A 25,308-nucleotide genomic window follows, 5' to 3' on the forward strand; every position below is an offset into this window, starting at 1 on the left:
CGCCCCGCGGCGTCCCGGGTTCAGTCCTGCGGCGGCCCGGCGGGCGCCTCCGGCCCCGAGCGCCGGCTCCACGACGCGCGCAGGGGGTCACCGCCGATCCTCGTGGCGGTGACCCCCTGCGTCGCGGGGTCGGGTCGACCCGACCCCGAATGCGTGTGTGCCCGTCAGCCGGCGGCGATCGGCCGCAGGGTCCACAGGATCGTCATCTCGCCCGTCACGGCCTCGTCCTCGCGCCGGATGGCGACGGTGACGGGGAACTCGGGGCGCCCGCCCGCGTCGAGCTCGGCGACGACCTCGGCGGCGGGGCGGCCGAGGGTGGCGGTGGCGGTGACGACGCCCTTGGCGAGCTTCTTGTAACCGATCTCGGCCTTGACGGCGAGGGGCACCGCGCGCGAGAGCTGGTCGCCGAAGGCGGCCAGGACGATCGCGCCGCTGGCGGACTCGGCGAGGGTGAACATCGCACCGGCGTGCGGGCCACCGACGTGGTTGTGGAAGGCGGGCTGGTCCGGCAGGCGGACGACCGCACGCTCGGGGGTGGTCTCCAGGAACTCAAGGTTCAGGGTGCCTGCCATCGGCACGGTCCGGGCGAGCAGTTCGCCCACGTTCATCTGTTCTGCGCTCATGCCACGCGATGTTACCCACGAGTAGAAGGCCTTGGCCATACCTACCCGGGGGCGGCCGTGGCTCCCGGAGGTCGCGCCCACTATCGTTACCGGCCATGTGGCCAGGACAGCAGCAGCAGCCCGGGGGCGAGCAGAACCCCCAGGACCCGCGACAGAACCCGTACCAGCAGCAGCCCGGGCAGCAGCCGAACCCGTACCAGCAGCAACCGCAGCCGGGGTTCGGCGAGCAGCAGCCCGGCTACGGATACCCGCAGGCGGGCCATCAGACGCCTCCTCCGGTCCAGCCCTGGGGCGCGCCCCAGCAGCCGTCGGCCCCGGCGCCGGGCGGCGGTGGCAGCCCCTTCGCCACGCGGACCGTGGCCATCGTCGCGGCCTCGGCGGTCATCGTGACCGCGGCCGTCACCGGTGCCTTCGTGCTGACCCGGGACGACGACAAGAAGACCGAGGCCAACGACAAGCCGGCCGCCTCCCCCTCCGCCCCCGCCAGTTCCCCGGCGGCGCCGCCCGCCCCGAGCGGGAACCCGCGTTCCGGCGGGGACCTCAAGCCGCTGATCGCCGGCTGGAAGGTGGTCATCAATCCGAAGTACGGCACCGCCTTCGACGTCCCGCCGGAGTGGGACGTGCTCGGCTCGGGCACGTCCATCGGGTTCGAGGACGCGACCAAGACCGACGGCGGCCCGTTCGTCATGATGTCCGCGCCGGCCTACCTCAAGGAGGACTGGTGCAAGGTCGACTCCGACAAGAACGGCAGTGAGGAGAGCACCTCGCTCGCCGGCACCGGCACCAAGGGCGGCCAGGGCGCCAAGGACACCGCCTCCGCCTCGCGCAGCGAGGCCGGCACCTGGGTCTACGGCGGCTACGCCCAGAAGCAGCCCAAGGAGATCGTCAAGTTCACCGAGCCGAAGGAGTACACCTCCACCTCCGGCCTCAAGGGCCACGTCACCTCGGCGACGGTGACCGGCGTCCCGAAGGAGAACAAGTGCGACTCCGACGGCAAGAGCATCGCGTTCAGCTTCAAGACCGCCAACGGTGACTTCTCCACCTGGGTCCTCTACGGCGCAGCGGGCGTCCCGGGCGAGGTCGACCAGGCGACGTACGAGAAGATCCTCAGCACGGTCCGGCTGACCGAGGCCACGCCGCCGAACTGAGCCCCGCTCCCACCTCCGGGCCGGTCATCCGCTTTCCGATAATTCGGTTGGATTTCCGGCCCGGAGCGGGGAGAGTCCACGGGTGAGTCCACCCCCTGACCTCCCCTCCCCCACCCGCGCGCCCCGTCGGCCCGCGTGGGCCGGCCGCAACTACACCCTGTTGACGGGTGCCGCGGTCATCACCAACCTGGGCAGCCACGGCGCGCTCATCGCAGCCGCCTTCGCCGTCCTGGAGTCGGGTGGTTCCGGCGGGGACGTCGGCCTCGTCGCGGCCGCCCGTACGCTGCCCCTCGTCCTCTTCCTGCTCATCGGCGGCGCGCTCGCCGACCGGCTGCCGCGCCACCGCGTGATGGTCTCCGCCAATGCCCTCAACTGCGTCTCACAGGGCGCCTTCGCCGTCCTCGTCCTCACCGGGGACCCCCAGTTGTGGCAGATGATGCTGCTCACCGCGCTGTGCGGCACCGGAACGGCCTTCTTCAACCCGGCCGCCGAGGGCATGCTGCTCTCCAGCGTCTCGGGCGAACACGCCAACCGCGCCTTCGCGCTCTTCCGGATGGCCATGAACGGCGCCGGCATCGGCGGCGCCGCCCTCGGCGGGGCCATGATCGCCGCCATGGGACCGGGCTGGGTGCTGGCCGTCGACGCCCTGGCCTTCGCGCTCGCGGGCGCCCTACGGGCGTTCCTGGACGTCGGTCACGTCGCCGACCGGGCTCCCGGCGGCGGCCTGCTGGCCGACCTGCGCGAAGGCTGGGTGGAGGTCCGGACCCGACCCTGGCTGTGGACCATCGTGCTCCAGTTCTCCGTGGTCGTCGCCGTCGTCGGCGCCGCGGAAGCGGTGTACGGACCCCTCGTCGCGCGCGACGAGCTGGGCGGCCCCGCGCCGTGGGGCGTGGCCCTGGCCTTCTTCGGGGTGGGGACCATCGCCGGCGCCGTCCTGATGATGGTGTGGAAACCCCGCAGGCTGCTGCTGGTCGGCACGCTGTGCGTGTTCCCGCTGGCGCTTCCGTCGGCGGGGCTGGCGGTGCCGCTGCCCGTGTGGGCGCTGTGCGCGGTGATGTTCGTCAGTGGCGCCGCGATCGAGGTGTTCGGCGTCAACTGGATGACCACGATGCACCAGGAGATCCCCGAGGAGAAGTTCTCCCGGGTATCCGCCTACGACTGGTTCGGCTCGGTGTCGATGCTGCCCCTCGCCACCGCCCTGGCCGGGCCCGCCGAGTCGGCCTTCGGCCGGGCCCCTTCGCTGTGGGGCTGCGCCGCGCTGGTGGTGGTCGGTACGGCCGCGGTGCTCTTCGTCCCGGACGTGCGGAACATGACCCGCAAGCCCCCTCCGGCGAAGTCCCCGCGGCTGCCGGCCCCGACGGAGAGCCCCAGCCCCGCCGCGGTGTGAGACGGGCCCGGCTCCGCGGCCGGGCCCGCCGTCTCAGCCCAGCTCGAAGGCTCCCTGCGGTGGCTCCGGCGAGGCCACCGCCTCCGCGTCCGGCACGGTCCGGGCACCCCGCATGAGACGGGCCAGCCCCGGGCCGGACTCCACCCGGGCCGGGAACGCGTCACCGGCGCAGCGCCGGGCCAGGGCCGCCACCGGCAGGGGGGAGTCGCAGGCCAGCAGCACCGCGTTCCCGAAGCGCCGCCCGCGCAGCACCGCCGGTTCGGCGATCAGCGCCACCGCCCCGAAGGCGGCCGCGAAGTTCGCCAGTTGCCCCCTCAGGAAGTCGAACGGCGCCCCGTCCGCCAGGTTGGCGGCGTACAGGCCGCCGGGCCTCAGGACCCGGGCGGTCTCCCTCGCGTACTCCACCGAGGTCAGCTGCGCCGGCACCCGCGAGCCACCGAACACGTCGGCGACCAGTACGTCCGCGCTCGCCGCCGGAGCGGACGCCAGCCAGGCCCGCGCGTCGGCGGCGTGCACCGTCACCTCCGCCCCGGCGGCCAGTGGCAGGTGCTCCGTGACCAGGGCCACCAGGGCGGCGTCGAACTCCACCACCGTCTGCCGGGACCCGGGGCGGGCCGCGGCGGCGTAGCGCGGCAGGGTCAGCGCGCCGCCGCCCAGGTGCAGCACGTCGAGGGCGGCGCCGGGCTCGCCCGCGCAGTCCAGGACGTGCGCGAGGCGGCGTACGTACTCGAATTCCAGGTGCTCGGGATCGTCGAGGTCGACGTACGACTGCGGCGCCCCGTCGACCGTCAGCAACCAGGCCCGGTCCCGGTCCACGTCCGGCATCAGTTTGGCGGTGCCCTGGCCCACGTCCCGGATCACCGGGATCTGTTCGTCGCTCACCCGTCCATTGTCGGGCGCGGGTCAGCCGCTCCAGACCGCCTTCGCGCCGGCCACGTGCGCGGGGGCCTGCGCCAGTCCCGCGCGGGCGGCGGGGTCACGGCGCGCCGGGTCCAGGACGTTGCGTCCGAAGGCCTTGCGCGCCTGTGCGGAGGGGGTGATCAGCAGGACCCGCGCGCCGGCCGCGCGCAGCCGCTCCGCCTGGGCGGCGGGTGAGGGGATCTTTCCGGCGCCGAGCGCCATCGGCGCGATGATCACCACCCGTCGGTAGCCGGCGGCGACGTCCGCGTTGGTCGCCGAGCGGACCCCGCCGTCGATGAACCGGCGGCCCGCGACCGTCACCGGGGGCCACACCCCGGGCACCGCGCAGCTGGCCGTGACCGCGTCGACGAGGGCGGCGCCGCCGGCGCGGTCGAAGGCCGTCAGCTCGCCGGTCAGCGCGTCCACGGCGGTCACCACGAGGCGGCGCTCGGGCCATTCGTGGGAGACGAGGCGGGCCTTCAACACCTCGCGGCGCACGGCCTCCGGGCCGGTGTCGGCGGCGAGGGCCATGGCGCCGATCCGTCGGCGGTACTGCGCGGCGTCGCGCGAGCGGGCCATCGCGACGGCGTACCGGGCGAGCAGGCCCGGTCCGAACCTGGCCGGCGCCTCCCCTGCGGCGTCGCCGAGCTGGCGTTCGTACAGCTCCTGCGGGGTGAGCAGCCCGGAGGTCAGCTGGGCTCCCACCACCGAGCCGGCGGAGGTGCCGACGACGAGGTCGGCGCCGCTCAGGTCGACGCCCTCGCGGGCGAGTCCGTACAGGATGCCGGTCTCCCAGCCGATGCCGGTGAGTCCTCCGCCGCCCAGTACCAGCGCCGTGTCGCCGCTCATGGCCCGTCCCCGTCCTGCCCGTCGTGTCCCGCCGTGTGGTGACGGCAGTCTGACGCAGCACGGCCGCCGCCACCACGGCCGGGGGCGGCCGATCCCGGTCACCGCCCCGGGGAAACCTGTCAGCGCTCCCCCGTGACCCTCCGGGGCGGGGTCGACCGGACACCGGTGGCGTCGGGTGCCGGCCGGTCAGGTGTTCCGGAGGGACTTGAGCGCCTCGCGCACCGACAGCGGTGCGAGGCGGTCCCGTTCGGCGGTGACGAAGGCGCGCACGGCGTCCGGGTCCGTCTTCGCGTACTCGCGCAGGGCCCAGCCGACGGCCTTGCGGATGAAGAAGTCGGGGTGCCCGGCAAGCCTGCGGCAGTGGGCGAAGAGCCGACCGCTGTCGGTGGCGGACTTGTAGGTGAGCTGGTGCAGCAGCCCCGCGCGGGCGAGCCAGAGGTCCTCCCCGTCCGTCCATTCGTCCATGACGGCCCCGAGCCGCGGGTCGGCCGCCACGAGCGGTCCGACGGTGTGGGCGGCGAGCAGGTCGACGGTGTCCCACCAGGAGGTGGTGACGATCAGGTGGCGGACCACAGGCAGGAAGGCCGAGGAGCAGCGCCGCACGTGCCGGCGCAGGTAGTCCACGGCGAAGTAGTGGTACTCACGTTCCGCGAGTGACCAGCAGCGCAGCGCGAGGGCCGCGCAGTCCGCCTCGGAGGGGGGCGGAGTGTCCTTCGTCACTGTCCGGGAGAGGGCGCGGCGCTGCGGGGTGCGGATGCCGAGGAAGGGGGCGACGTCCTTCATGTAGGCGGTCATGGGTCCGGCCTGCGCCGGATCGGCGGCGGACCCGTACGCGGCCGTGAGCCGTTCCATGAGGACGTCGGCGAGTGCGCTGGGCGGGATCTCCGGGGGTCGTCGGGTGTCCGGCCGCATGAGGCCCAGATTACGGCGGTGCGTCGCACAGGTCGGTTAGTCTCCCGGAATGTCCCTCCTCCTCGCGCCGCGGACCCGGCTGTCGCTGCTCGTCGTGCTGCTGCTGGCGGCCGGCGCGTGCGTGGTGTTGTACGAGCCGCAGCGGCTGCTCTCCCAGGGTTGGCCGCCGGAACTGCCGGTGGGCGTGGCGGTGCTGGTGTTCGCGGGAGCGTACGGGCTGTGCACGGCGGCGTTCGTGCCGAGGCCGTTGCTGAACCTGGCGGCGGGGGCGGTCTTCGGAACCCAGTTCGGGCTGGTGGCGGCCGTCGCGGGGACGGTGGTGGGGGCCGGCATCGCCTTCGGTCTGGGCCGGGCGATGGGTCAGGAGGCGTTGCGCCCGTACCTTCGCGGCCGTTGGTTGAAGGCGGCCGACGCACAGTTGAGCCGGCACGGCTTCCGGTCGATGCTCGCGGTGCGGATCTTCCCCGGGGTGCCGTTCGCGGCGGCCAACTACATCGCGGCGGTGTCGCGGTGCGGCTGGGCGCCGTTCCTGTGCGCGACGGCGCTCGGCACGGTCCCGAACACCGCCGCCTACGTGATCGCGGGGGCGAGTGCCTCCTCGCCCGGATCGCCCGCGTTCCTGGCCTCGTTCGGGTTCATCGCGGTGTCCGGGATGATCGCCGCGGTCGTCGCGTGGCGCAAGCGGCACCGCTTGGCGCCGGTCGTCGCGTACGAGCCCCTGCCCCAACACCCCCCTGTGGTCACGGCCGCTTCCCACGGGCCCTAGCATCGGACCCGAACTGCCCGACGATCACAAGGACGAGCGCACCCCGACATGAGCTGGTTCGAATCCCTAATCCTCGGTCTCGTCCAGGGGCTTACGGAGTTCCTCCCGATCTCCTCCAGTGCCCACCTGCGCCTGACCGCGGCGTTCGCCGGCTGGCACGACCCCGGTGCGGCCTTCACGGCCATCACCCAGATCGGCACCGAGGCCGCCGTCCTGATCTACTTCCGCAAGGACATCGCGCGGATCGTCTCCACCTGGTTCCGTTCCCTGTACACGAAGGCCCTGCGTTCCGAGCAGGACGCCAAGATGGGCTGGCTGGTGATCGTCGGCTCGCTGCCGATCGGCATCCTGGGCCTGCTCTTCAAGGACCAGATCACCGGTCCGGCGCGTGACCTGCGGCTGACGGCCACCACCTTGATCGTGATGGGTCTGGTGCTCGGCTTCGCCGACTGGCAGGCCTCGCGCGACGAGGAGGGCGGCCGGCACCGGGTGGTCGTCCAGCGCAAGACGCTGAAGGAACTGGGCGTCAAGGACGGTCTGATCTTCGGTCTCTGCCAGGCGATGGCGCTGATCCCCGGCGTCTCCCGTTCGGGTGCGACGATCTCCGGCGGTCTGCTGCTCGGCTTCACCCGTGAGGCGGCGGCCCGCTACTCCTTCCTCCTCGCGATCCCGGCCGTGCTGGCCTCGGGCGCGTTCGAGATCAAGGACGTGATGGAGAACCCGACCCACATCTCCTGGGGTCCGACGGTCTTCGCGACGGTGATCGCCTTCTTCGTCGGGTACGCCGTCATCGCGTGGTTCATGAAGTTCATCTCCACGAAGAGCTTCATGCCGTTCGTGATCTACCGGATCGTGCTGGGCATCGCGCTGTTCGTGCTGATCGGCACGGACGTGCTCAGCCCGCACGCGGGCGAGTCCGGCTCCTAGCGGGCCGTACGCTCACCACTTCGCGTGAACCGGAGGCCGCTCGGGAACGTTCCCGGGCGGCCTCCGCGTCGTTGTCCCCGTAGAGAGGTGTGCCGGGAGGGACCCGGCAGGCGGAGGGGGTGTCCCATGCGACGCGTGGTACTGGAGCGTTTTCCGGCGGGAAGTCCGAGGGGTAGCTGGCCGGCCGAGGAGTACGCGGCGCAGCGCAAGCGCGAGGGCGTCGCGGCGGAGGTGGTGATGGATCTCGACAGCGATGCCTTCCTCGTCGTGGTCCGCCAACGGGAGGTTCTTTCCGGTCACTGATCGTCCGCGGATGACCCGGTCGGCGCACGCCCCTTGGCCTCGGGGGCGGGCAGCCCCAGACTGACCCGATGACGCAGCGTGTGGACCTCGCGACGGTAATGGACCGGCTGGCCATCGACGAGGTGGTCTCGGGGTACGCGGTCGCCGTCGACGACGGCGACTGGGAGGCCTACCGGGCCCTGTTCGCGCCCGGTGGCCGGGCCGACTACAGCGCGGCCGGCGGGGTGGCGGGCCCGGCCGCGGAGGTCGCCGACTGGCTCGCCGAAACGATGAAGCTGTTCCCGGTGCGCCAGCACCTCATCGTGAACCGGCTGGTGCGGCTGGAGGACGAGGGCGGGGCTCCCGGGAACGCGGCGCAGGTCCGGGCGGACTTCCTCAATCCGATGCGGCTCGCGGGCGCGGACTTCGACGGCACCGTCACGGCCCCCAACTTCGTCGCCGCGGGCCGCTACACCTTCACCCTGGTCCGTACCGGGGACGGCTGGCGGCTGACCGGGGTCACCGTGCACGAGAAGTGGCGCCACATGTCGGCCTGAGCCGCGCCCTGCCCGATGCCGTCCCACACTGGAACCGGAGGCGCCCGATGCTCACGAAGCGGACCCGGTGGGAGCGCGCGGCGGCCGCGGTGGCCGCAGGTGCGCTGCCCGCTCTCGCCTTCCCGGCCCCGGCGCTGTGGTGGTTCGCGTACCTCGCCCTCGTGCCGTGGATGATGCTGCTGCGGTCGGCCCCCTCCGGGAGGCGGGCGGCCCTGGAGGGCTGGCTGGGGGGCGCGGGGTTCATCGTGGCGGTGCACCACTGGCTGCTGCCGAGCCTGCACGTGTTCCTGATCCCGGTGGCGGCGCTGCTCGGCGTGCTCTGGATCCCCTGGGCCCTGCTGGTGCGGGAGCTGCTCGGCGGTGCGCCGGCGCGGGGGCGGGCCGCGGCCGCGCTGGTCGTCGTACCGGCGGGCTGGCTGCTGTCGGAGCTGGTGCGGTCCTGGCAGGGGCTGGGCGGGCCCTGGGGGCTGCTGGGGGCCAGCCAGTGGCAGGTGCCGCCGGCGCTGCTGCTGGCCTCGGTGGGCGGCGTGTGGCTGGTGAGCCTGCTGGTGGTGGCCGTCAACTGTGCGTTGGTGTTGTTGATCGCGGTGCCGGGTGCGCGGGCTCCGGCGGTCGCCGGGGTTGCGGGCTGCGCGGTGCTGACGGGGGCCGTGTGGCTGTGGCTGCCGCGCCCGGAGGTGACGGGCGTGCTGCGGGTGGCGGTCGTACAGCCCGGCCCGGTGGGCGGGGCGGACGGCGCGGAGCGGCGGTTCGACGCGGAGGAACGATTGACGCTGGGCGTGGTCGGCGCCCGCCCGGACCTGGTGGTGTGGGGGGAGAGCAGCGTCGGCGCGGACCTGGCGGCCCGGCCCGACCTGTCGCGCCGACTGGCGGACCTGTCGGCGCGGGTCGGGGCGCCGCTGCTCGTCAACGTGGACGCCCGCCGCTCGGACCGGCCGGGGATCTACAAGAGCTCGTTGCTGATCGGGCCCGAGGGGCCCACCGGGGAGCGGTACGACAAGATGCGGCTGGTCCCCTTCGGGGAGTACGTACCGGCCCGGTCGGTGTTGGGTTGGGCCACCTCGGTCGGCAAGGCGGCGGGTGAGGACCGGATGCGCGGCGCCGCCCCGGTGGTCATGGACCTGCCCGGGGGGCTGCGCCTCGGTCCGTTGGTGTGCTTCGAGTCGGCCTTCCCCGACATGAGTCGGCACCTGGCCCGCGAGGGGGCCTCGCTTATCGTGGCGCAGTCGGCGACCTCGACGTTCCAGGAGAGCTGGGCCCCGGCCCAGCACGCCTCGCTCGCGGCCCTGCGGGCGGCCGAGACCGGCCGGCCGGTGGTGCACGCGACCCTGACCGGTGTCAGCGTGGTGCACGGCCCGTCGGGCGGCCGGATCGGCCCGGCCCTGCCCGCGTCGGCGGCCGGTGCGGCGGCGGTGTACGAGGTGCCGCTCGCCTCCGGCACGACGGTCTACGCCCGCTTCGGCAACTGGCCCGCCGGGGCGGCCCTGGCCGTGCTGCTGGTGTACGGCGCGGCGCGGACGGCCCGGGCGGTCAGGTCCGGGAGGCCTGCTCCAGAGCCGTCAGGACCACCCGCTCGCACAGCTCGTGGGTGAGCAGGGCGTCCCGGGCGCTGAACGTCCTGCCGCTCTCCACCGCCTCCAGGAAGGTGTCGACGACCTGTTCGATCCCGCGCTGGCGGGCCACGGACACCCAGTCGCCGCGCCGCCGGACCGTCGGCTGGCCCTTGTGGTCGATGATTTCGGCGAGGTTGACGACCTGGCGCTTGGAATCCTGTCCGGACACCTCCAGGACTTCCTCGGTGGAGCCGGAGAGCCGGTTCATGATGCCGAGGGCGGTGAATCCGTCGCCCGACATCTGGAGGACGACCTGGTGCATCAGCCCGTCGCGCACCACGGCCCGTACGTCGATGTGGTCGGCCTCGCCGGGCAGCAGGAAGCGCAGGGTGTCGACGACGTGGATGAAGTCGTCGAGGACCAGGGTGCGCGGGTCCTCGGGGAGCCCGACCCGGTTCTTCTGGAGGACGATCAGCTCGCGCGGGTGGTCGACGCACTGCGCGTAGCCGGGCGCGTGCCGGCGGTTGAAGCCGACGAAGAGGGTGACCCCGCGTTCCTCTGCCCGTTCCACCAGCCGCCGTGACGCGTCGAACTCGTAGGCCAGCGGCTTGTCGACGTACGTCGGAACGCCCGCCTCCAGGAGCCGCTCGACGATCTCCGGGTGGGCGGCCGTCGGTGCGTGGACGAAGGCGGCGTCGAGGCCCTGCGCGAGCAGGGAGTCGAGCGTGGTGTGCCGCCGCTCGGCGGGGATGTGGTGGATCTCGCCGATCCGCTCCAGCGTCGCGGGGGTTCGGGTCTGCAGGTGCAGTTCGATCCCGGGGCGGGTGGTGAGGACCGGCAGGTACGCCTTCTGGGCGATGTCTCCGAGTCCGATGACGCCGACCTTCACCGGCAGCCTCCAGGTGTGTTCCTTGTGGGAGGCCCGAGCTTAATCGCCGGCGTCGGCGCCCGGGACCCGGGCCGGTCCGGCCGGCCGTCACCCGTGCGGGGGCATTATGCGTCCAGGGTTTTCGCAACGGGGTGCTCGCACAGCAGAGTTGCGCGGGTGCATCCAACCCGAACCTCCACGAAACTGCTGCTGGGAGTGGCCTGTGCCGTCTCGGCCGTCTCCGGTTGTGTGAATGTGACGCCGGCGCCCGTGCTCCCGGCGTCGGCGCCCTCGACCGGAGCGCCGCCGCAGCACGGGCCGCGCGGCGGGCCGGGGACCCTGCCGGTGGTCGTCCAGGCGCCCGCCCTGGAGGCGTTGGGGACGGTGCCGGGGCAGAGCGCCGCACACCCCTCCTCCCCGACCGCCCCCCACCGGGCGACGACGTCGCACAGCGGGTCGGCGGCGCCGGCCGCGCGGCGGGAGGCGCCGCCGGTCCCCGACATCCCGGAGCCGCCGAAGCCCGTGCGGCACGCCGAGGAGCTCCCCGAGGCCGGCCGGCACCCGGTGGGCCCCGGCGCGCGGGTGCCGCGCGAACTGGTGCGGGAGCTGCCGGTGCGCCCGGCGGACGTGTGCGCGCTGGGACGTCGGCACGGACGCTGGCATCCGGACAGTCCCGAGGCCCGCATCTGCGCGGGCGTCCAGGGCGGCTGACCGCGACGACCGGGCCCGCCGCCGCACGGAGGCGTGGCCGGTGCGGCCCGTGTACGGGGTCCCCCGCGAGCGGGGGCTACGGGGACTGCTCGGGGAAGGGCAGGTGGGGTGTGCCCGGCTCCGCGGCCAGCCGGCGCTCCAGCCGGGCGATGGCCGCCCGCACCCCGTTGCCGTAGCCGTCGTCGGACAGGGCGCCGGTGGCCGCGCGGGCCCGTGCCAGGTGCACCCGGGCCGCCTCGGGGCGCCGGAGCTTGACGTAGTCGACCGCCAGGCTCAGGTGCAGCGAGGGGTAGAAGACGCGAACGGCGCGCTGCGGCTCGCGGCGCCCGGGGCCGTCCGCGGAACGCCGGGCGGGGAGTGCCTCGCCCGCCCGGCCCGTCGGCCCGTCGGGCGCGGGTCCGTCGGCGGTGAGTCCGTCGGCGGCGGTCAGGGCGCGCAGGTCCCAGGCCAGTTCGTCGGCGGGGTCGTCCTGGGCGTCGGCCATGTAGTGCGCCAGCGTGCACCGGTGGAGGGAGTCACCGTCATCGCCGATCTCGGACCAGATCTCCCCGAGCCTGTTGCGGGCCTCCTCGCGGTCGCCGGCGTGCAGCAGGATGACCGCTTGGCCGATCCTCGTCATGACGGCGTCCTCCGACGCCTCCTGCTGCTCCGTCAACGCGGCCTCCGGCTTGCTCCGCAGACCTGGTACGGCCTGATCACAAGAAGCTAACCGGAGGCACCCCCCTCTGGCGCCGAGGCGCGGGGTGGCGTCAGCCCACGTCGGGGATGCGCCAGTCGATCGGCTCATGACCCTGGGCGGAGACGGCCTCGTTGATCTGCGTGAAGGGGCGCGAGCCGAAGAACTTCTTCGCGGACAGCGGCGAGGGGTGCGCGCCCTTGACGATGACGTGCCGCTCCTCGTCGATGAGCGGGATCTTCTTCTGGGCGTAGGCACCCCAGAGGACGAAGACGACGGGGTCGGGGCGCTCGGACACCGCGCGGATCACGGCGTCGGTGAACTTCTCCCAGCCCTTGCCCTTGTGCGAGTTGGGCTCGGCCTCACGGACGGTGAGGACCGCGTTGAGCAGCAGGACGCCCTGCCGGGCCCACGGCATCAGGTACCCGTTGTCGGGGACGGGGAGGCCGAGCTCCTCCTTCATCTCCTTGTAGATGTTGCGCAGCGACGGCGGGGTCCTGACCCCGGGCTGCACGGAGAAGCACAGGCCGTGGCCCTGACCGGCGCCGTGGTAGGGGTCCTGGCCGAGCACCAGGACCTTCACCTTGTCGAACGGCGTGGCCTCCAGGGCCGCGAAGACCTGCTCGCGGGGCGGGTAGACCGGCCCGTTCGCCCTTTCCTTCTCGACGAACTCGGTGAGTTCCTTGAAGTAGGGCTGCTCCAGCTCCCCGCCGAGAGGGGGGAGCCAGGACTCGGGCAGCATCTGGGTCACGTCGACAACCTCCGGTACAAGTTCGTGCAACTGCTCAAGAACCTACCGGGGGCCACTGACATCGACGTGATCCGGATGCCCGTCCCGTCCGCTACCAGCTGGTCTTGCGGTACAGCTCCCACATCTGCATGGCGGTCTGCGGGTCGAGGGCCCGCTCCGCGCCGGCGATGTCCTCGCGGGCACCGACGTACAGCTTGCCCTGCCACAGGGGCAGCAGGCGGACGTCCTGGGCGAAGATCTGCTGGGCGCGCTCGAACTCCTTGACGCCGGCCGAGCGGTCGCCCTCGCGGCGGGACTTGGGCAGGACCTCGTTGAGCACGTCGGCCGGCTCGTACGGGGTGCCGACCGCGTTCTCCTTGCCGACGAACGGCGCGATGAAGTTGTCCGGGTCCGGGAAGTCGGGGAACCAACCGCGGCCGAAGACCGGGTACTCGCGGTTCTTGTAGCCCTCCTGGAACTCCTTCCAGGGCTTGCCGCGCAGGGTGACCCGGAAGAGGTTGGTCTCGTCCAGCTGGCGCTTGATCTCGGTGAACTCGTCCGCGGTCGAGGCGCCGTAGCGGTCCGTGGTGTACCAGAACGTCAGGTCGACCGGCTGGGTGATCCCGCCGTCCTTGAGGATCTTCTTGGCCTTGGCTACGTCCGGCTGGCCGTACAGGTCGTAGAACGGCGTCTTGTGGCCGACGACGCCCTTGGGGACCATCGAGTACAGCGGTTCGGCGGTGCCCTGGTAGACCTTGGAGACGATCGCGCCGCGGTCGAGGACCTGGGCGATGGCCTGGCGCACCGGCAGCTTGTTGATCTGCGGGTCCTGGGGGTTGAAGACCAGGTAGCGGATCTCGGCGCCGACGTTCTCGACGACCTGGACGCCCGCGTTGTGGGACTCGGGGGTCTGGAGGTCCTTGATCTCCGCGGCGGACAGGCCTCGGTAGGTCGCGTCGATCTCCTTGCCCTTGAGCGCGGCGACCATCTTCTTGGAGTCGGAGAAGTAGCGGATCGTCACGCCGTCGTTCTGGCGGTCGGCGAAGCCCGTGTAGGTCTCGTTGCGGCCGAGGACGGCCTCGCCGCCCTCCTTGTACGAGTCGAGGACGTAGGGGCCGGAGCCGGTGATCTTTCCGTCGTCCCGCACCTTGTCGGCGGGGTACTCGCCGGGCGCGACGAGCGAGGCGGCCGGGGAGCCGAGCACGTACGGGAACGTCGCGTCGGAGGCCTTCAGGTGGAAGACGACGGTGAGGGCGTCCGGGGTCTCGATCTTGTCCAGGCTGTTGAAGAGCCCGCTGGGCCCGAACTTGTGGTTGATCTTCCGGATGCGGTCGAGGGAGTGCTTGACGGCCTTGGCGTCGAGCGTCTCGCCGTTGGAGAACTTGAGTCCCTTGCGCAGGGTGCAGCGGTAGGACTGGTTCGCCGAGTCGGTGAACTCGCAGTTCTGGGCGGCGTCCGGTTGGGGTCTGGTGCTGCCCGTGGGGAACGCCAGAAGGGTCTGGTAGATGTTCCGGTACAGCTCCCAGGAACCGTCCCAGGCCGCGGCGGGGTCGAGGTGGCTCGGGGCGCTCGTCGTGCCGACGACGATCCTCTTCGCGTCGCCACCGCCCTCGTCCGAGAACAGACCGCACCCGGCGAGCAGGGATATGGACGCAAGGGCCGCAGTGATCCGCAGGCATCTGGTCCGGTTGAACACGTGCACGCTCCTCGATCAGCCAGGGATGCGGCAGACCCTACCGCAGTGCATCACAAATCCAAGGGGTAGGTTTCGTGAGGCACTTGACCGATTACATGCACATTCGGTACGCATTTGCCTCCCCGAGGGAGGCAAATGCGTCCGAATACCGGTCAGCCGACTCCGGCATTGAGGAAGATTCCTCCGTCAACGACGAGAGTTTGTCCTGTGATCCATTCCGCTTGTGCAGATGTGAGGAATGCGGCGGCCCCTCCGATGTCCTCCGGCACGCCGAGCCGACCGAGCGGATAGGAGGCCGCGGCCTCCTGTTCCCGACCCTCGTAGAGCGCCTGCGCGAACTTCGTCTTCACGACGGCCGGGGCGATCGAGTTCACCCTGACCTGCGGTGCCATCTCGTGCGCGAGTTGCAGGGTGAGGTTGACCATGGCGGCCTTGCTCATGCCGTAGGCCCCGATGAAGGGCGAGGCGGAGACGCCCGCGATGGAGGCGATGTTCACGATCGCGCCGCCGTTGTCCTTCTGCCAGGCGTGCCAGGTGCGCTGGGCGAAGCCGAGGGCGGAGATCACATTGGTTTCGAACACCTTGCGCGCGACGCCGAGGTCCAGGTCCGCGATCGGCCCGAAGACCGGATTGGTGCCGGCGTTGTTGATCAGGAAGTCGCAGCGACCGAAGGCCTCCATGGCGCGCTCCACGGCGATGGCCTGGTGGGCCTCGTCGTGAGCCTTGCCCGCCACTCCGATCACCCGGTCCGCGCCGAGCCGCTCGACGGCCTCCTTGAGCGCGTCCTCGTTGCGTCCCGTGATGCAGACCCGGTCGCCGCGGGCGACCAGCGCCTCGGCGATGCCGTATCCGATGCCCCGGCTCGCGCCGGTGACCAGCGCGGCCTTGCCGCTGTCGATGCCGTTGTAGGTCATGACGTACGCCCTGTCTTCTCGTGAGCCGGTCAGTTGAGGGGGCCGCCGGCCACGTACAGGACCTGGCCGGAGACGAAGCCGGCGGCCTCGCCCGTGAAGAAGGCGATGGCGTTGGCGATGTCGTCCGGGCGGCCGACGCGCTGCACCGGGATCTGTCCGGCGGCGGCGGTCTGGAACTCCTCGAAGCCCATGCCGATGCGGGCGGCCGTCTGGGCGGTCATCTCGGTCACGATGAAGCCGGGGGCGACGGCGTTGGCGGTCACGCCGAACTTGCCGAGCTCGAAGGCCAGGGTCTTCGTGAAGCCCTGGAGACCGGCCTTGGCGGCCGCGTAGTTGGCCTGGCCCCGGTTTCCGAGGGCGGAGCTGCTGGAGAGGTTCACGATGCGGCCGAATTTGGCCTCCACCATGTACTTCTGACAGGCCCTCGCCATCAGGAACGCGCCGCGCAGGTGCACGTTCATGACCGTGTCCCAGTCGGTGTCGCTCATCTTGAAGAGGAGGTTGTCGCGGAGCACGCCCGCGTTGTTCACCAGGACGGTCGGGGCGCCGAGGGTGCTCGCGACGCGCTCGACCGCCGCATCCACCTGGGCGCTGTCGGACACGTCGCAGCCGACCGCGAGGGCCTTGCCGCCGGCCGCCGTGATCGCCTCCACGGTGTCCTTGCAGGCCGCCTCGTCGAGGTCGAGTACGGCGACCGCGCGGCCCTCGGCCGCCAGACGCAGGGCGGTGGCGGCGCCGATGCCCCGGGCCGCCCCGGTCACGATCGCCACGCGCTGCTCGGTGGTGGACATGCTGGATCTCCTCGCCGTCGAGAAAACGGCCGCCCGGAGGTGAGCAACCGCTTAGTAGCTTCAGCTGAGGAGACGCTAGGAGCCATGGCACCCGGTGTCAACGGGGGCCCTCCCGGCGCGCGGCGCGCGCCGGGCGGGCCGGTCAGCGGACCAGCAGGTCCAGGAGGCGTTCCACCTCGGCCTCCGGGTCCGCCGTCAGGCCGGTGTGCACCGGCCCGGGCTGGACCACCGTGCTGCGGGGCGCGATCAGCCAGCGGAACCGCCTGCCCGCGTCGTCGTCCGCCGCCTGCCCGGCCCGCTCCCCGCCCGCGCAGATCCCCTCGACCCCGTACAGGGCCGCCCGGACGCCGGCCAGGTCGGCCTCCGGGTCGAGCGCGAGGAGCTTCGCCTCGTCGAGGTGGATGCGGGCGGCCACGTACGAACGCGCCCGGCAGTAGACGATGACGCCGGCGTTGAAACACTCGCCGCGCTCCATCCTGGGCACCACGCGCACCAGCGCGTACTCGAACACGTCCCGCTCGGTCACTCGTCGTCGCTCGTCTTCTTGTTGATCTTGTGGGGCCATTCGGGAAGGTGGTCGGTGAGCCAGCCGGGCGGACCCGTCGGGGCCTTCACCTCCGCCTCCAACGAGATCCTCTCGTGGATCGTGGCGGCGCGCGGCAGCAGCGCCTCCACGTAGGCGCGCCGAACCGCGTCGGCGGTGTCGAAGCCCGGCTCGTCGACGAGCCACTCGTCCGGGACGTCGGCGGCCACCTCGGTGAGCAGTTCCTCGGTCACCCGCGGGGCGAGCTCGGCGGCGGCCGCGGCGATGTCCGGGCCGACGGGGGCCAGGACGTGGTCGGAAGCGTTGTAGGGCTTGGCCGCCGCGGCCCGGGCGGTGGGCCAGTTGTGCTGCCAGATCATGGTGGCGCCGTGGTCGATGAGCCACAGGTCCCCGTGCCAGACCAGCAGGTTGGGGTTGCGCCAGGACCGGTCGACGTTGTTGATCAGGGCGTCGAACCAGACCACGCGTCCCGCCTCGACCGGATCCGCCCGGTAGGCGAGCGGGTCGAAGCCGATCGAGCCGGGGAGGTAGTCCATGCCGAGGTTCAGGCCGCCGCTGGCCTTCAGCAGTTCCTGGACCTCCTGGTCCGGCTCGCCGAGCCCGATGACGGGGTCCAACTGCATCTGCACCAGGCGGGGGACGCGCAGACCGAGCCGCTGGGCGAGGCGCCCGCAGATGACCTCGGCCACCAGGGTCTTGCGCCCCTGACCGGCACCGGTGAACTTCATGACGTAGGTACCGAGGTCGTCGGCCTCGACGATTCCCGGGAGCGAGCCGCCCTCACGCAAGGGCGTGACGTAGCGGGTCGCAATCACTTCTGTGAGCATTTTCCCAGGCTATCCGGCGGGACGGATTCACGATCCGAGGTTTTTTGCCGGCGTCCCCGCCCTGGCCGGCGAACGGGCGCCCCTCGGGTCGCGCCGGCGGCGACCGACGGATGCAATTCGGCTGAAATCAGCTCTCCCCCGGGCAGAGCGGCCATAGCCTCGGAACATGACCACGACCAGTGACACGACGTACGAGTTCCGGATCGCCGGGCCCGCGGACACCGGGGCCATCGAAGGCATCGACGGCTCCTTCACCACCGCCACCGTCTTCTCCGTGGCCGTGACCGGCGAGGGCTTCGCCCTGCGCGAGGTGCCGGTGGATCCGCCGCTGGTCAAGGTGTTCCCGGAGGACGACGGCAGTGACCCGGCGGCGGGCGACGAGGCCGGGGAGGACGCCGCCGACGGTGACAGCCGGACGTTCGTGGCCGTCGCCGCCGACGGCGGGCTCGCCGGCTTCGCCGAGGTCTCGTACTCCCCGTGGAACCGGCGGCTGACCATCGAGGACATCGAGGTCGCCCCGGAGCACCGGGGCCGGGGCCTCGGGCGGGCGTTGATGGGACACGCGGTGGACTTCGCCCGCGAACGGGGCGCCGGGCACGTCTGGTTGGAGGTGACCAACATCAACGCCCCGGCCATCCACGCGTACCGGCGCCTCGGCTTCGCCTTCTGCGGACTGGACACCAGCCTCTACCAGGGGACCGAATCGGAGGGCGAGCACGCCCTCTACATGAGCATGCCCTGCCCCTGAGCGGCCAGGACACGGACGACCGAGGGGACGGGACCGGCGCCGGCGCGCTCCACGACCGTGGCCGTCAGCAGCCAGGCCGCGGCCCCGTCCGGCCCGGCCTGCGGCGCGTACCACTCCACTCGGGCGTCCAGCAGCCCGTCCCCGGCCCGCGCGCGTTCGGCGTACCAGCTCCGGAACGGTTCGGTGCGCCACACGGCCAACGGCACCGCCCGCTCGCCGCCGGTGCGCACGGCTCCCGCCCCGACCTCCCGCAGGGCGGCCCGGACCGCGCCGGACAGCGTCCGCTCGACCGGCACTCCCAGGGACTCGGCGAAGTGGAGCAGGTAGTCCATGCGTTCGGCCTCCGGCGGCGTGCCGAGGACCGCGCGGCCCGAGTCGCACCAGGCACCCCATTTGATGTTGGAGACCAGTCCGGGCAGCCGGGCCATGTCCCGGGGGATCCAGAAGAGGATCACGTCGCAGCGGCGCATGGCGTCCTCCTCCCAGGCCACCTGGTCGGGGTAGGCCGGGTAGCCGTCGCCGGCCGCCGGCTCGGGCAGGAACACCACCAGGCACCCTGCGCCGGACCAGCCGGACCGGAGCGCCTCGACGGCGTCCGGGCGCCACGACGGCGCCGCGGGATCGGTGGGGGTGGGACCGCACAGGTACACGGCGGCCGCCCAGGACTCCGGCGGCTCCTGGCCGACGTGGACGACCCTCACCTCCGGCCGCCCGGGCGCGTGGACGGAGGTGGGTGCGGCGACGGAAGCAGGTGCGGCGGGCTCATGGGACACGGGGCGCTCCGGGGGCGTTCGGGTACGGGGACAGGGCGGCGAGGAAGTCCAGCAGTACGGCGTTGAAGGCCTCGGGGCGTTCCAGGAAACCGAGGTGTCCGGCGTCCGGTAGTTCCGTGTAGCGGGCCCCGGGGATCGCGCGGGCGACCTCGCGGGCCAGCGGCGCGGGCGCCAGGACGTCATCGGCGAATCCGACGACGTGCACGGGCAGGCGGATCCGGCCGTAGTCGGTCAGTCGGTCACGGACGGGTGCGCCGGGCCGGAGGGCGGCGGATCCGCCGGTCAGCGCGGCGATCTCGAACAAGTCGAGCCATTGTGCGGTCGCCGCCTCGTCGGCCAGGGTGCGGGGCGAGAGGTTGTGCACCAGGCCGACGAAGGCCTCGTACTCCGGCGGCGGCCGGACGCCCGCCACGAGCAACGCGGCCTCCGCCCGGGCCAGGGCCTCCCCCATCGCGTCGGGTCGGCCGCGCGTCGCCGTGAGCAGCGCCCCGCTCGCCGGGCAGGGTGCGGTCAGGAGCAGTTCCTGGATGGCGAGGGCGCCCAGGGAGTGGCCGACCAGGGGGCAGGCGGGCAGGGCCAGGTGTTCCATCAACTCACCGATGATGAAAGCGAGTTCGTGCGCACTGGTGGTCGCGGGTCCGTGGTCGAAGGTGACCGGACGGTGGCCCGACGCGGTCAGTGCGGGCACCTGGTGGTGCTCCCAGATCCGTCCGCCGCCCCCCGCGCCGGCGACCAGCACCACGGGGGGTCCGTCCGTCCCGTGCAGGGTGTAGGCCGTGCCCGCGGGCGTGCGTCCCGTCGTCCGCGCGGAGCGTTCCGGGCTTCCCGCGCCCGGTCGGCGGCCGCTCACGCCGCCATCCTGCGCAGCGCCGTCTCGACCCAGGCCGGGCGGCCGGTGTCGAGGCCGCGCAGTGCGACGTGGACCCACAGGAAGTCGGCCCGCGCCAGGACGTGGGCCCGCATGCCGTCGCGGACCTCGCCGCCCGCCGCCCGGTAGGCCTCCAGGAGCCGGTCGAGGACGTCGGTGCCACCCGCGTACAGCATGTCGACGAAGTCGACCGCGGGATCGCCGACATCGGCGTTGGCCCAGTCCAGGAGGCCGGACAAGGACGGCGGGCCGGACGCGGGACGCACCACGAGGGTGTGGCCGGGGTGCACGTCACCGTGGACGAGCGTCAGCCTGTCGGGCCACAGACGGTCGTCGTCCAGCCAGGCCCGCCAGCGGCGCAGGCCACCCGCCGGGAGGGGCAGTTCGGCACGGGCCCGGGCGAGCCGGTCGGCGATGCGGGAACGGACGGCGTCGGCGTCCCGGTCCGGCCGCGCCCCGCGAGGCAGGAGGGCGGGGTCCGGCGGGGTGGTGTGCACGGCGACGAGGGCCCGGGCGAGCGGCTCCAGGTAGTGGGCGGGGTGGGCCAGCGGGTCCGTGGACCAGTCGTAGACGAGGGTGTCCGGGTCCTCGGTGCCCGCCGGTTCGCCGGGCAGCCGGGGGTAGGCGACCAGGTCGGGCGTGTGCAGGCGCCAGTGCGGGACCGGCACGGGCATCCGGTCGCGGACGGCGGCCAGCACGGCCCCCTCGAAGGCGAGCCGCTCGGCGGCTTCGGGTCGGCGGGGCTGCCGCAGGATCCACCAGGCGCCGTCGGCCGCGCGGATGTGGGTGACCCGGAAGTCCCAACCGCTGTCGTCGGCGCGGGCGGTGGCGGGGTCGAGGCTCAGACCCAGGCTCCGGGAGGCGTACGCGGCGAGGCCGGTCGGGTCGGCGACCTCCGGGGCGCCCGCCGGGGCGCTCATCGACCCGCCCCGGTGGCGGGGAGGTGGCCGTCCCCGGTGGCGGGGAGGCGGCCGTCCGCAGAGGGTGGCGGACCGTCCGCAGGAGTGGGAAGGGGCCCGTCCGCGGTGGCGGGGAGGCCGTTCCCGGTGGTGGGCAGGTGGCGGTCCCTGGTGGCGGTGCGGTCCACCTTGCCGGTGTGGGTGCGCTCCAGCTCCGCGACCGGCACGAGCAGGCTGGGCACCAGGTGCGGGGCCGCGGTCGCGGCCAGCCGCGTGCGGACGTCGTTCGCCACCGCGCCGGGGTCGTGGTCGGGCAGCGGCACGAAGAAGGCCGCCAGCGTGGTGTGTTCCGTCCGGTCCACCCGGGCGGCCGCCACCTCCCGCACTCCCTCGCAGCTCCCGACGAGGGCCTCCACCTCGACCAGGTCCACCCGGTGGCCGCGGATCTTGACCTGGTGGTCGGAGCGGCCCCGGAACACCAGGGCGCCTCCGGGTGCCACGGACACCAGGTCCCCGGTGCGGTACCAACGGGTGCCCGCGTGCTCGGCGAACCGGGCCGCCGTCGCGCCGGGGGCGTCGTGGTAGCCGAGGGCCAGCCCGGGGCCGGACACGTACAGTTCGCCCGCGTCGTCGACGCGCTGGCCGACGTGCGGCAGGGGCAGTCCGATGGGCAGGTCGCCGCCGGACCCGGGCAGTTCGGGGGCGTCCGGCCCGGCCAACTGCACGGCGTGGGTGACCAGCGCCGTCTCGGTGGACCCGTACGTGTTGAGCAGGCGCACCCCCACGGCGCCGAGGCGCCACCAGCGCTCCAGCATGTCGCGGCGCACCGCCTCCCCTCCGATCACCACCGTGCGCAGTGACGGGGGCAGGCCGGTGCCCTGGTGCAGCAGGTCGCCGGTCAGCCCGTGCCAGAAGCCGGTCGGCAGCACCGCGACGGTGACCTCCTGGTCCTCGGCGACCTGCGCGAAGCCCTCGCGCGCCTCGTCGTCGACGACGAGGGTGGCGCCGGCCGTCAGGGTGGGGAGGATCTCCTCCAGGCTGGTGTCGCCGCCGGCTGCGTGGAAGTGGAGCACGGTGGAGTCCGGGCCGATGCCGTACAGGGTGCGCAGCGGGGGCACCACCGCGGCCAGGGCTCCGTGGGGCACCACGACCCCCTTGGGCACGCCGGTGGATCCCGAGGTGAACAGGACGTACGCCGGATCCTCGGGCCGCACTCCGGGGTCGGGGAACGGGTCGACCGTGAGGGGCGTCGGGCCGGGGGCCCAGCCGGGCCGGATCACCTCAGCGACGGGCGGCTGCCAGCCGCCGTCCGCGGTCGCCACGGCCTCGTGGACCCCGAGCCGGTCCAGGATCGACTCCAGCCGGGGTGCGGGGTGTTCGGCCTCCAGCGGCACGTAGGCGCGGCCCGCCGCGAGGACGCCCAGCAGGGCCGCCACGTCGCGGGCCGAGTGGTGTACGACGACCCCGACCGGTGGCTGCGGGCCCCCGGTGCGGGGGGCGACGGAGCGGGCCACGTCCAGCACCCAGGCGGCGAGGGTGCCGTAGCCGATCACGAGTCCGTTGTCGATCACGGCCGGGCGGCCCGGATCCGTACGCGCCGTCCCGAAGAACGGTTCCAGGAAATGGATTCCGGAGGACTGCATTGTGAATTACCTCGTCCTGATGGAATATGGGCGGGTGCGAATTGTTGTGGAACACGATCTGAAAATACCCATGCGCGACGGCGCCTTATTGAACGCCGATCTGTACCGGCCGGATATCACCGATCCGGTGCCGGTCCTGGTGCGCCGAACTCCGTACGGGAAATCCGGCAGCCCGGGGGGCGCCTCCGTCGACGGGCTGCGCCTGGTCCGCTCCGGGTACGCCCTGCTGGTGCAGGACGTGCGCGGCCGGTTCGACTCCGGCGGGACCTTCGAGCCGTACTGGCACGAGGCCGCGGACGGTGCGGACACGGTCGCGTGGGCCGTGGGCCAGCCCTGGTGCGACGGTTCGGCGGGCCTGTTCGGCCGTTCGTACGAGGCGATGGCCGCGCTGCTCGCCGCGGCCGAACGGCCGCCCGGCCTGGGGGCCATCGCCCCGCACGTGGCCGGCTCGGGCTTCGACGAGGGTTGGACCCGCCAGGGCGGCGCCTTCCAACTGGGCTTCGTCCTGTACTGGGTGCTGTACGACCTGCTGCTGGAGGGGGCCGGGCTGACCGGGTCCGAACTGGCCGAGGTGACCCGTGCCGTCGACGGGATCGACGAGCTCTACCGTGACCCCGACGCCGCCTCGGAGCTGCTGGACCGGCTGGCCCCGTACCACCGGCAGTGGCGCGAGCACCCGAGCGGCCACCCGTACTGGTGGCGCGCGGCGCCCCGCGCCTGCTATCCGGCGATCGAGGTCCCGGCGCTCCACCTCACCGGCTGGTACGACATATTCCTGGCCGGCGCCCTGGAGAATTACCGGGGAATTCGAGAGAGCGGAGTTCCGTCCCGGCTCGTGGTCGGACCGTGGTCCCATTGCGTCACCGGTGGAATATTTCCGCAGCGCCGCTACGGGACGGCCGCCGACGAACGCAGCATCGACGTCACCGGCCTCCACCTGGACCATTTCGACCGCCATCTGCGGGGGCTCGGGGGCAGCGGTCCGGAACCCGAGCGGGTGCGCCTGTTCGTGACCGGCGCCGACGAGTGGCGCACCTTCCCCGACTGGCCCGTGCCCGGCGCCCTTGAGCTGGTCCTGCACCTCCGGGGCCGCGACCTGATCCCCGGTCCGGCCCCGCGAACCCCGGGGTCCGACCGGCTCCGGCACGACCCGGCCGACCCCGTGCCCACGACCGGCGGGGCCACCGCCCTGCCCGGCCAGTTCACCGGCGGTGACTGCGGGCCGCTCGACCAACGCGAGGTGGAGCGGCGTGCCGACGTCCTGTGCTTCACCGGCGGGACACTCACCGCGCCGCTGACCGTCATCGGCAACACCGTCCTGACGGTGTACGTGACCCCGGATCCCGCGGGCGCCGACGTGACGGGCAAGCTGGTCGACGTCCACCCCGACGGCCGGGCCGAGCTGCTGTGCGACGGCGTGCGCCGCCTGGAGCCGGGAGCGGACGCGGCGTCCGCTCCCGGAGGGCCGGTCGAGGTCACCGTCGAGCTGGGTGCGGTCGGCCACGTGTTCCGGGCGGGCCACCGGATACGCCTGGAGGTCGCGGCGAGCAACACCCCGCGCTTCGACGTCCATCCGTCGGTCCTCGCCCACCACACCGTCCACCACGGCGGCGACCATCCGTCACGCCTGCTGCTGCGGCGGCTGCCCGGCGCCTGAGGAGCGGCCCGGGCCGGCGGCGTCCGGGTGGAAGACCGAGAGGTCGGCCACCTTGTCGATCCGCCGGCCCGCCTCCCAGTGCGCCCGGCGCAGCCGGCGCAGTTGGGCACCGGTCAGCCGGGTGCTGTGCTGCGGGATCGACCGGACCATCCGGGCCCGTTTGGCCGGGCCCGGGTAGCGGTCCCGGACCCGGTAGGGGTCGTTGAGCAGGTGGTGGGCGGTGCCGGTGTGGAACGCGGCCTTGAGCAGGGCGTAGTAGGCCGCCGCGGCCACCCCCTTGTCGCGGGCGCAGTGCACCAGCGTGCGCGAGGCCTCGAACACCCGCCACACGACGGGTACCGCCGGTGTGGTGAACACGCCGGTCTCCTGGGCGATGCCCTCGCCGACGCCGTACCGGAAGTAGCTGCGCATGTTGGCGAAGCCGTGCTGGGCGTCGTGGAAGATCCGCGCCTGCGGCAGGTACACGACGGGAATCCCCGCGAGCTGGAGCCGGAAGTCGAACTCCCGGTCCTCGCACCAGTGGATCAGCTCGTCGAAGTGGTAGCCGCCGATGTGGTCGACGATGTCACGGTTGTAGATCAGCGGCGGGGACAGCGCGCTGACGTAGTCCCCCTCGTCGAACTCTCTTACCCGCGCGGTGAGTTTGCTGAGCAGACCGTCCGACTCGCCGTACACCACCTGTCCCTTGACCACCGGTTCGGTGAGCACCGCGCGCACCATGGCGCGGACCACCCCCGGGGCGAAGGTGCAGTCGGAGTCCATCAGCAGCAGGTACTGCCGGTCCGTGGCCGCCGCCCCGGCGTTGTAGGCGGCGCCCAGGTTGCCGACGTCCTCGATCTCGGTGACGGTCAGCGGGCGGGGGTGATCGGCGATCAGTTTCAGTACCGCGTCGCTGGGCCCGTTGAGCGCCAGGACGATCTCCACGTCCTCCTCGATCGACGCGATGCAGTCGGCGATCCGCAGGTCGTCCCGCAGGGCGATGACCACGGCGGTCCGGGCGATGCCCTGGTCGACCGCCGCCTCGTCCACCATGTCGGTGGCCATTGCTGTTCTCCCTCG

27 protein-coding genes are annotated in these 25,308 nt (G+C 72.9%); 10 read left to right on the plus strand and 17 right to left on the minus strand.

Annotated features, from left to right (window positions below; all coding sequences use genetic code 11):
* Positions 1-164: 164 nt before the first annotated feature.
* Positions 165-623, minus strand: coding sequence for a DUF4442 domain-containing protein (locus ACZ58N_RS03390; RefSeq protein WP_471155016.1), 459 nt, complete (start codon positions 621-623; stop codon positions 165-167).
* 95 nt (positions 624-718) lie between these two features.
* Here ACZ58N_RS03390 and ACZ58N_RS03395 point away from each other — a divergent pair, with 95 nt between their 5' ends.
* Together ACZ58N_RS03395 and ACZ58N_RS03400 are read left to right on the plus strand one after the other, a co-directional pair.
* Complete coding sequence (locus ACZ58N_RS03395; protein WP_471155017.1) at positions 719-1,771, plus strand: DUF8017 domain-containing protein; 1,053 nt, start codon at positions 719-721, stop codon at positions 1,769-1,771.
* A gap of 82 nt (positions 1,772-1,853) precedes the next feature.
* Positions 1,854-3,158 (plus strand): MFS transporter, encoded by a 1,305-nt coding sequence (locus tag ACZ58N_RS03400; RefSeq protein WP_471155020.1) that lies wholly within the window; start codon positions 1,854-1,856, stop codon positions 3,156-3,158.
* Positions 3,159-3,191: 33 nt separating this feature from the next.
* Here ACZ58N_RS03400 and ACZ58N_RS03405 read toward each other — a convergent pair whose 3' ends face one another.
* The 3 genes from ACZ58N_RS03405 to ACZ58N_RS03415 form a co-directional block, all read right to left on the minus strand.
* Entirely contained in the window at positions 3,192-3,983 is a 792-nt protein-coding gene (locus ACZ58N_RS03405; protein ID WP_471155224.1) for a spermidine synthase, read from the minus strand.
* Positions 3,984-4,061: 78 nt separating this feature from the next.
* Entirely contained in the window at positions 4,062-4,907 is an 846-nt protein-coding gene (locus ACZ58N_RS03410; RefSeq protein WP_471155023.1) for a patatin-like phospholipase family protein, read from the minus strand.
* 186 nt (positions 4,908-5,093) lie between these two features.
* On the minus strand, positions 5,094-5,819 hold the full coding sequence (locus ACZ58N_RS03415; RefSeq protein ID WP_471155025.1) for a DNA alkylation repair protein: 726 nt from the start codon (positions 5,817-5,819) through the stop codon (positions 5,094-5,096).
* Between the two features lie 49 nt (positions 5,820-5,868).
* Between ACZ58N_RS03415 and ACZ58N_RS03420 the strand changes: the two genes are divergently transcribed.
* From ACZ58N_RS03420 to lnt, 5 genes are all read left to right on the plus strand, one after another.
* A complete protein-coding gene (locus tag ACZ58N_RS03420; protein WP_471155028.1) occupies positions 5,869-6,585 on the plus strand; it encodes a TVP38/TMEM64 family protein in 717 nt (238 codons plus the stop codon).
* Positions 6,586-6,633: 48 nt separating this feature from the next.
* Positions 6,634-7,512: an undecaprenyl-diphosphate phosphatase gene (locus ACZ58N_RS03425; protein ID WP_385571672.1), complete on the plus strand. Its 879-nt coding sequence runs from the start codon at positions 6,634-6,636 to the stop codon at positions 7,510-7,512.
* 126 nt (positions 7,513-7,638) lie between these two features.
* Positions 7,639-7,815 (plus strand): hypothetical protein, encoded by a 177-nt coding sequence (locus ACZ58N_RS03430; protein ID WP_281207139.1) that lies wholly within the window; start codon positions 7,639-7,641, stop codon positions 7,813-7,815.
* A gap of 68 nt (positions 7,816-7,883) precedes the next feature.
* Entirely contained in the window at positions 7,884-8,351 is a 468-nt protein-coding gene (locus ACZ58N_RS03435; RefSeq protein ID WP_471155031.1) for a nuclear transport factor 2 family protein, read from the plus strand.
* Between the two features lie 47 nt (positions 8,352-8,398).
* Positions 8,399-9,943: an apolipoprotein N-acyltransferase gene (gene lnt, locus ACZ58N_RS03440; RefSeq protein WP_471155033.1), complete on the plus strand. Its 1,545-nt coding sequence runs from the start codon at positions 8,399-8,401 to the stop codon at positions 9,941-9,943.
* On the opposite strand, the gene ACZ58N_RS03445 is transcribed toward lnt, so the two are convergent.
* The gene (locus tag ACZ58N_RS03445) at positions 9,882-10,793 is read right to left on the minus strand and encodes a Gfo/Idh/MocA family protein (protein ID WP_471155036.1); all 912 of its coding nucleotides are present in this window, start codon (positions 10,791-10,793) and stop codon (positions 9,882-9,884) included. The genes lnt and ACZ58N_RS03445 overlap by 62 nt on opposite strands.
* Positions 10,794-10,949: 156 nt before the next feature.
* Between ACZ58N_RS03445 and ACZ58N_RS03450 the strand changes: the two genes are divergently transcribed.
* On the plus strand, positions 10,950-11,483 hold the full coding sequence (locus ACZ58N_RS03450) for a hypothetical protein (protein ID WP_471155039.1): 534 nt from the start codon (positions 10,950-10,952) through the stop codon (positions 11,481-11,483).
* A 76-nt stretch (positions 11,484-11,559) separates the two neighbouring features.
* On the opposite strand, the gene ACZ58N_RS03455 is transcribed toward ACZ58N_RS03450, so the two are convergent.
* The 7 genes from ACZ58N_RS03455 to ACZ58N_RS03485 form a co-directional block, all read right to left on the minus strand.
* On the minus strand, positions 11,560-12,138 hold the full coding sequence (locus ACZ58N_RS03455; protein ID WP_471155041.1) for a hypothetical protein: 579 nt from the start codon (positions 12,136-12,138) through the stop codon (positions 11,560-11,562).
* A gap of 94 nt (positions 12,139-12,232) precedes the next feature.
* On the minus strand, positions 12,233-12,901 hold the full coding sequence (locus ACZ58N_RS03460; protein WP_471155226.1) for a uracil-DNA glycosylase: 669 nt from the start codon (positions 12,899-12,901) through the stop codon (positions 12,233-12,235).
* 100 nt (positions 12,902-13,001) lie between these two features.
* The gene (locus ACZ58N_RS03465; protein ID WP_471155044.1) at positions 13,002-14,585 is read right to left on the minus strand and encodes an ABC transporter substrate-binding protein; all 1,584 of its coding nucleotides are present in this window, start codon (positions 14,583-14,585) and stop codon (positions 13,002-13,004) included.
* A gap of 152 nt (positions 14,586-14,737) precedes the next feature.
* Complete coding sequence (locus ACZ58N_RS03470; RefSeq protein ID WP_471155047.1) at positions 14,738-15,499, minus strand: SDR family oxidoreductase; 762 nt, start codon at positions 15,497-15,499, stop codon at positions 14,738-14,740.
* 29 nt (positions 15,500-15,528) lie between these two features.
* Positions 15,529-16,290: a 3-oxoacyl-ACP reductase FabG gene (gene fabG, locus ACZ58N_RS03475; protein ID WP_471155049.1), complete on the minus strand. Its 762-nt coding sequence runs from the start codon at positions 16,288-16,290 to the stop codon at positions 15,529-15,531.
* Positions 16,291-16,432: 142 nt separating this feature from the next.
* A complete protein-coding gene (locus ACZ58N_RS03480) occupies positions 16,433-16,816 on the minus strand; it encodes a DUF3037 domain-containing protein (protein WP_471155052.1) in 384 nt (127 codons plus the stop codon).
* Positions 16,813-17,661 carry a HipA family kinase gene (locus tag ACZ58N_RS03485; RefSeq protein ID WP_471155055.1) on the minus strand — a complete coding sequence of 283 codons (849 nt, stop codon included), beginning with the start codon at positions 17,659-17,661 and terminating at the stop codon, positions 16,813-16,815. Before ACZ58N_RS03485 ends, ACZ58N_RS03480 begins: the two co-directional genes overlap by 4 nt.
* 166 nt (positions 17,662-17,827) lie before the next feature.
* Between ACZ58N_RS03485 and ACZ58N_RS03490 the strand changes: the two genes are divergently transcribed.
* On the plus strand, positions 17,828-18,409 hold the full coding sequence (locus ACZ58N_RS03490; RefSeq protein ID WP_471155058.1) for a GNAT family N-acetyltransferase: 582 nt from the start codon (positions 17,828-17,830) through the stop codon (positions 18,407-18,409).
* Here ACZ58N_RS03490 and ACZ58N_RS03495 read toward each other — a convergent pair.
* The 4 genes from ACZ58N_RS03495 to ACZ58N_RS03510 are packed head-to-tail and all read right to left on the minus strand — an operon-like array spanning position 18,385 to position 22,592.
* A complete protein-coding gene (locus tag ACZ58N_RS03495) occupies positions 18,385-19,182 on the minus strand; it encodes a nucleoside 2-deoxyribosyltransferase domain-containing protein (RefSeq protein WP_471155060.1) in 798 nt (265 codons plus the stop codon). The two genes, ACZ58N_RS03490 and ACZ58N_RS03495, sit on opposite strands and share 25 nt — an antisense overlap.
* Positions 19,172-20,032, minus strand: a complete 861-nt coding sequence (locus tag ACZ58N_RS03500) for an alpha/beta fold hydrolase (RefSeq protein WP_471155062.1) — start codon at positions 20,030-20,032, stop codon at positions 19,172-19,174. Before ACZ58N_RS03500 ends, ACZ58N_RS03495 begins: the two co-directional genes overlap by 11 nt.
* Positions 20,029-20,970 (minus strand): macrolide 2'-phosphotransferase, encoded by a 942-nt coding sequence (locus ACZ58N_RS03505; RefSeq protein WP_471155065.1) that lies wholly within the window; start codon positions 20,968-20,970, stop codon positions 20,029-20,031. Before ACZ58N_RS03505 ends, ACZ58N_RS03500 begins: the two co-directional genes overlap by 4 nt.
* Positions 20,967-22,592 (minus strand): AMP-binding protein, encoded by a 1,626-nt coding sequence (locus ACZ58N_RS03510; protein WP_471155068.1) that lies wholly within the window; start codon positions 22,590-22,592, stop codon positions 20,967-20,969. The genes ACZ58N_RS03505 and ACZ58N_RS03510 overlap by 4 nt, the downstream gene beginning before the upstream one ends.
* A 70-nt stretch (positions 22,593-22,662) precedes the next feature.
* On the opposite strand from ACZ58N_RS03510, the gene ACZ58N_RS03515 reads away from it, so the two are divergent.
* On the plus strand, positions 22,663-24,249 hold the full coding sequence (locus tag ACZ58N_RS03515) for a CocE/NonD family hydrolase (RefSeq protein WP_471155071.1): 1,587 nt from the start codon (positions 22,663-22,665) through the stop codon (positions 24,247-24,249).
* Here ACZ58N_RS03515 and ACZ58N_RS03520 read toward each other — a convergent pair.
* Entirely contained in the window at positions 24,214-25,293 is a 1,080-nt protein-coding gene (locus ACZ58N_RS03520) for a glycosyltransferase family 2 protein (protein ID WP_471155073.1), read from the minus strand. The two genes, ACZ58N_RS03515 and ACZ58N_RS03520, sit on opposite strands and share 36 nt — an antisense overlap.
* Between the last annotated feature and the right edge of the window lie 15 nt (positions 25,294-25,308).

The sequence above is a fragment of the Streptomyces sp. NPDC040432 genome (assembly GCF_055595445.1).